Consider the following 6,507-nt stretch of genomic DNA (forward strand, 5'->3'; position numbering starts at 1 on the left):
TTTCACGTGAAACCGATCGACCCGCGCCTGCTGCGGTACGCCCGTTCCACCCGTCTCTTCCTGGGGGCGGTGGTAGCCCTCGGGCTCGCCGGAGCGGGGCTGGTCGTCGGTCAGGCGATGCTCATCGCCGAGATCGTGGTCGGAGCCTTCGAGCGGGGACTCGACGGCGCCGCGCTCCGGACGCCACTGCTGCTGCTCGCGGCGGTGGCCCTGGGGCGCGGCCTCGTCGCCTGGCTCACGGAGCTCGCCGCGCACCGGGCGAGCGCGGCGGTCAAGTCCGAACTCCGGGGCCGGCTGCTGGACCAGGCCGCCGGCCTGGGGCCCGGCTGGCTCAGCGGACAGCGCACGGGGTCCCTGGTGTCCCTGGCCACCCGGGGCGTGGACGCGCTCGACGACTACTTCTCCCGCTACCTGCCCCAGCTGGGGCTCGCGGTGGTGGTCCCGGGGGCGGTCCTCGCCCGGATCGTCACCGAGGACTGGGTGTCGGCGGCCATCATCGTGGTCACCCTGCCGCTGATCCCGCTGTTCATGATCCTCATCGGCATGGCCACCCAGAGCCGGATGGACCGCCAGTGGCGGCTGCTCTCCCGGCTGTCGGGGCACTTCCTCGACGTGGTGGTCGGTCTTCCCACGCTGAAGGTGTTCGGGCGGGCCAAGGCACAGGCCGAGTCCATCCGGAAGATCACCGACGACTACCGCCAGGCCACCATGCGCACCCTGCGCATCGCCTTCCTGTCATCCTTCGCCCTGGAGCTGCTGGCGACGCTGTCGGTGGCGCTGGTCGCGGTCACCATCGGCATGCGGCTCGTCCACGGGGAACTGGACCTGTACACCGGGCTGGTCATCCTGATCCTCGCGCCGGAGGCCTACCTGCCGCTGCGCCAGGTCGGCGCGCAGTACCACGCGGCGGCCGAGGGACTGGCCGCCGCGGAAGAGATCTTCGAGGTCCTGGAGACCCCGGCCCCCGCCCCGGGCGGCGGCGCCGACGTGCCGGCCACGGGGCTGCGGATCGCGCTCGACGAGGTCGAGGTGCGGTACGAGGGGCGTGGCGCGAGCTCTCCGGGACCCGTCTCGCTCGTCGTCGGACCGGGCGAGTGCGTGGCCCTCACCGGCCCGAGCGGCGCCGGGAAGTCCACCCTGCTGAACGTGCTGCTGGGCTTCGTCACCCCGACGGCGGGACGGGTCCGGGTCGGGGACGCGGACCTGGCGGAACTCTCCCTGGAACAGTGGCGGGAGCGCATCGCATGGGTCCCGCAGCGGCCGCACCTGTTCGCCGGGACCATCGCCGAGAACGTCCGCCTGGCCCGGCCCGGAGCCGAGGACGAGGCCGTGGAAGCGGCCCTGCGTGACGCAGGGGCGTGGGAGTTCGTCTCGGCCCTGCCCCACGGGGCGCGGACCCTGCTCGGCGAGGGCGGGGCCGGGCTGTCCGCCGGGCAGCGCCAGCGCCTCGCCCTGGCCAGGGCGTTCCTCGCGGACCGGCCGGTGCTGCTGCTGGACGAGCCGACGGCGGCCCTGGACGGGGAGACCGAGGCGGCGGTGGTGGATGCCGTACGACGCCTCGCGGTCGGGCGGACCGTGCTGCTCGTGGTGCACCGGCCGGCGCTGCTGGCGGTGGCCGACCGGGTGGTGGCGGTGGGCGAGGGCGACCCGGCCCGGCCGGCGATGGCCTCCGCGACCACAGCGGGTACGGCCTCCGGGGCGGAAGGGGGGACGGCTTCGCGCGGGTCCGCGGTGGTCTCGGGCCCCGGCGAGTGGATCCTCGGGGGCGGACCCGAGCGGACCGGACGAGGATCGGCCGGCGGGAACACCGCGGGTGCGGGAGCGGCCGGTGACCCGCTGCGGCGGGTGCGGGCCGTGGCCGCGGCCTGGCAGGGCCGGTTCCGGCTCGGGCTGCTGCTCGGGGCGCTGCCCGTCGGGAGCAGCGTCGGGCTGATGGCCGTCTCCGGATGGCTGATCTCCCGGGCCTCCGAGCAGCCGCCGGTGCTGTACCTGATGGTGGCCGTCACCGCGACGCGGGCCTTCGGGATCGGGCGGGCCGTCTTCCGCTACGCCGAGCGGCTCGTGTCGCACGACGCCGTGCTGCGGATGCTCGCCGACCTGCGGGTCGCGGTGTACCGCCGGTTGGAGCGGATCGCCCCCGCAGGGCTGCGCGAGCAGCGGCGCGGGGACCTCCTCTCCCGGCTGGTGGCCGACGCCGACGCGCTCCAGGACTACTGGCTGCGCTGGCTCCTCCCAGTGGGTACGGCGGTGCTCGTCGGCACCGGGTCGGTGGCGTTCACCGCCTGGATGCTGCCGGAGGCCGGCGCCGTGCTCGCGGTGGGGCTGCTCGCGGCGGGCGTGGGGGTGCCGCTGCTCAGCGGGGCCTGTGCGCGGCGTGCCGAGCGGCGGCTGGCGCCCGCCCGGGGCGAACTCGCCACCCGGGTGGCCGATCTGCTGACGGGTACCGCCGAACTGACGGTGGCCGGGGCGCTGGCCGGCCGGAAGGAGCGGGCGCGGGAGAGCGACGGCGTGCTGACCCGGATCGCCTCGCGCGGGGCCGCGGCCAACGGGCTCGGCGGCGGGCTGTCCGCCCTGGTGTGCGGACTCACGGTGGTGTGCGCCGCGTTCGCGGGTGCGGAGGCCGTTGCGGACGGCCGGCTGTCCGGGGTGGCCATGGCGGTGGTGGTGCTGACCCCGCTCGCCGCCTTCGAGGCCGTCAGCGGGCTCCCGCTGGCCGTCCAGTACCGCCAGCGGGTGCGCCGCAGTGCCGAGCGGGTGTACGAGGTCATCGACGCCCCGGTGCCCGTCGCCGAGCCGGCCGAGCCCCGGGCGCTGCCGGCCTCGCCGTTCCCGCTGCGGCTGACGGGCCTCGCCGCCCGGCACGGGGGGCAGGAGCGGGACGCGCTGCACGGGCTGGACCTGACCCTGGAGGCGGGCCGGCGCATCGCGGTCGTCGGGCCGTCGGGTTCGGGCAAGACCACCCTGGCGCAGGTCCTGCTGCGCTTCCTCGACCCGCACGAAGGCGCGTACACCCTGGGCGGGACGGACGTCCGCGCCCTCGACGGCGACGACGTACGCCGGATCGTGGGCCTGTGCGCCCAGGACGCGCACCTCTTCGACAGCTCGGTGCGCGAGAACCTGCGGCTGGCCCGGACCGGGGCGAGCGAGGAGGAGCTGCGCGAGGCGCTCGCCGCGGCCCGGCTGCTGGAGTGGGCCGACGGACTTCCGGACGGGCTGGACACCCTGGTCGGGGAGCACGGGGAGCGGATCTCCGGCGGGCAGCGCCAGCGGCTGGCCCTGGCGCGGGCGCTGCTGGCGGACTTCCCCGTCCTCGTCCTGGACGAGCCGGCCGAGCACCTGGACCTGGCGACCGCGGACGCCCTGACGGCGGATCTGCTGGCGGCCACCGAGGGCCGGACCACCGTACTGATCACGCACCGGCTCGCCGGGCTGGCGGCGGTGGACGAGGTGCTCGTACTGGACGGGGGAGCGGTCGTGCAGCGGGGTGCCTATGCGGAGCTGGCGGAGGCCGAGGGGCCGCTGCGGACCCTGCTGGAGCGTGAGCGGGAGGCCGATCGGGCCCTCATCGGCACCCCGGGCTGACTTTCCCTCCTAAACGGGACTAACTACGCTCAAGGGCATGTCAGTGCAGGAGTCGCAGGAATCACCGGAGTCGCCGGAATCCCGTGGGGGCGCACCGGATCCGCTGGAGGCCGCCGCCCAGGCCACCCGGAGCCTGCACGGGCTGTCCACGGAGCTGACCGCGCGCGTCCCGCAACTGCTGGAGGCCATGCGCTCGGTCGGTACCGGCCTGGAACTGCACTCGACGCTCGACCGCATCTGCGAGACGGCCGCCGAGCTCGCCGACGCCCGCTACGCGGCGATCGGGGTCGTGGACACGGACGGCCCGGGGCTCTCGGACTTCGTCACCTTCGGCGTCAGCACACAGCTGGCGCGGAGGATCGGGCACCGGCCGGACGGAAAGCGCGGCCTGCTCGGCGCGCTCATCTCCCACCCGGACACCGTCCGGCTCGCAGATCTGACGAAGGACCCCCGGTCGGCGGGGTTCCCCGCGCACCACCCGCCCATGAAGACCTTCCTGGGCGTCCCGATCCGGGTGCAGGGCGAGATCTTCGGGAACCTCTACCTCGCCGAGAAGAACGGCGGCGGCGAGTTCAACGACTACGACGTCCACATGGTCCGGGTGCTGGCCACCGAGGCGGGCATCGCCATCGGCAACGCCCGGCTCTACGAGGCCGCCACCCAGCGCGAGCGCTGGATCGACGGCTCGGTGGCCGTCACCACGGCCCTGCTGTCCGGCGGGGACGCGGACGACGCCCTGTCGGTGGTGGCCGAACAGGCCCGAAGGCTGGCCGACTCCGCCGCCGGGATCGTGATGCTGCCGGCGGAGGAGGGCGGCATGGAGATCGTCGCGGTCTCCGCGGACAACCCCGCCACCTCGCTCGGAGTGGTCATTCCCGCAGATAGCCCCGTGGTGGACAAGCTGCTGCGGGGCGAGCCCGTCTTCGTGGACGACGCCGCCTCCGACCCCCGCATGATCAGCAGGCTGACCAGCCAGTACGGACCCTGCATGATGCTGCCGCTGCACAGCGGCGGGCGGGTGCTGGGCGCGCTGGTCACCCCGCGGGCCCGCGGCAAACGGCCCTTCACGGAGGCGGAGCGGACCCTGGCCACGCAGTTCGCATCCCAGGCCGCCCTCGCGCTGATGATGGCCGAGGCCCAGCGCGACCGGGAGCGGCTCGCGGTGTTCGAGGACCGCGACCGGATCGCCCGGGACCTGCACGACCTGGTCATCCAGCGGCTGTTCGCCACCGGGATGATGCTGGAGGGCGCGCAGCGCAGGTCCATCGTCCCCGAGGTCCGCGACGGCGTGGGCAAGGCCGTGGACGAGCTGGACGTGACCATCCAGGAGATCCGCACCGCGATCTTCGCGCTCCAGCAGGGCCCGGCGGAGGCCCCGTCGGGGCTGCGCACCCGTGTGCTGCGGGAGATCAACATGGCGGCCGTACCGCTGGGCTTCAAGCCGGCGCACCGCTTCGTCGGGCCGGTCGACACGGTCGTCGGCGAGCTGGTCGGCAAGAACCTGATCGCAGCCCTCCGTGAAGCCCTGTCGAACGCTTTCCGGCACGCGGACGCGTCCCGGATCGAGGTGCTGGTCGACTCCACCGCCAGCCTGCCCGACGGCCGGCCCGGGGTACGGCTGGAAGTCGCCGACGACGGGGTGGGCATGCCGGAGGGCGGCCGGCGCAGCGGCCTGCGGAACCTGCGCCGCAGGGCGGAGTCGCTCGGCGGCTCCAGCTGGTACGGATCCGGCATCGGGGAGGACGGCGGCGGGACCACCCTGGTCTGGGAGGCCCCGCTGTGATCCGCAGCCCTGGCCGGGCGGGGGGTCCTAGGGGGTGTCCGCAAAGTCTCGGGGCCCGCCCTTCGGGCGGACGGCGCCACTTTGCGGACACCCCCTAGCCGCGCGCGGCGCGGTCGGCCAGGATCCGTTCGATGACCACGGCGACCCCGTCCTCGTTGTTGGCGACCGTACGGCCGGAGGCGGCCGCGATCACGTCCGGGTGGGCGTTGCCCATCGCGTACGAGGTGCCGGCCCAGCGGAGCATCTCCACGTCGTTCGGCATGTCCCCGAAGGCGACGACCTCCGCGGGGGAGATCCCGCGTTCGGCGCAGCACAGCTCCAGGGTGCTGGCCTTGGACACGCCGAGCCCGCTGATCTCCAGCAGTGCGGTGGGGCTGGAGCGGGTGATGGAGGCGTAGGCGCCGGCGGCGGACCGGGCCAGGGCGAGGAAGTCGTCCGGGGCCATCTCGGGGTGGTGCGCGAGCAGCTTCAGCACCGGCGCCGCCTGGTCGTCGTGCTCCTCGTGGAGCAGCTTCTCGGCGGTGGCGACCGTGGCGCCCGGGTCCTGGAAGAACGGCGGGTAGGCCGGCTCGTAGTTGATGCCGGTGGTCATCTCGACCGCGAAGGAGGTGCCGGGGGCGGCCTTCCGCAAGGTGTTGACGACGGTGAGGGCCGTGGCCCGGGCCAGCGCCCTGACCTGTACGAACTCCCGGCCGGCGTGGAGGTCGACGACGGCGGCGCCGTTCGCGCAGATCGCCAGGCCGTGGCCGTGGACGTGGTCGCTGACCACGTCCATCCAGCGGGCCGGGCGGCCGGTGACGAAGAAGACCTCGATCCCGGCCTCCTCGGCAGCGGCGAGCGCGGCGACCGTGCGGAGCGAGACGGACTTGTCGTCGCGCAGCAGGGTGCCGTCGAGATCGGTGGCGATGAGCCGGGGGGCGGGGGTCGGCCCGTCGGGGCGCTGAGAAGCCGAGGTCACCGCTCCATCTTCGCCCATGGGCCCCTGCCGCCGGACCATGATCGTCCAGACATTTTTTCCCCGCTCCCGCTGTGGGGCAGCCCTTCGGAGGCGTGGGGGGTGGGGGGGGGGGGGGGGGGGGGGGGGGGGGGGGGGGGAGAGGGGGGGGGGGGGGGGGGGGGGGGGGGGGGGGGGGGGGGGGGAA

At 74.7% G+C, this 6,507-nt stretch carries 3 protein-coding genes; 2 read left to right on the forward strand and 1 reads right to left on the reverse strand.

The window, feature by feature from the left end; translation table 11 throughout:
• Positions 1-6: 6 nt before the first annotated feature.
• Positions 7-3,582: a thiol reductant ABC exporter subunit CydD gene (gene cydD / locus AC07A6_RS06535; protein WP_478776308.1), complete on the forward strand. Its 3,576-nt coding sequence runs from the start codon at positions 7-9 to the stop codon at positions 3,580-3,582.
• A 37-nt stretch (positions 3,583-3,619) separates the two neighbouring features.
• The gene (locus tag AC07A6_RS06540) at positions 3,620-5,365 is read left to right on the forward strand and encodes a GAF domain-containing sensor histidine kinase (RefSeq protein ID WP_386270681.1); all 1,746 of its coding nucleotides are present in this window, start codon (positions 3,620-3,622) and stop codon (positions 5,363-5,365) included.
• A 94-nt stretch (positions 5,366-5,459) separates the two neighbouring features.
• On the opposite strand, the gene AC07A6_RS06545 is transcribed toward AC07A6_RS06540, so the two are convergent.
• A complete protein-coding gene (locus tag AC07A6_RS06545) occupies positions 5,460-6,341 on the reverse strand; it encodes a Cof-type HAD-IIB family hydrolase (RefSeq protein ID WP_478776309.1) in 882 nt (293 codons plus the stop codon).
• Positions 6,342-6,507 lie beyond the last annotated feature (166 nt).

This window comes from Streptomyces sp. NPDC044002, assembly GCF_056434525.1.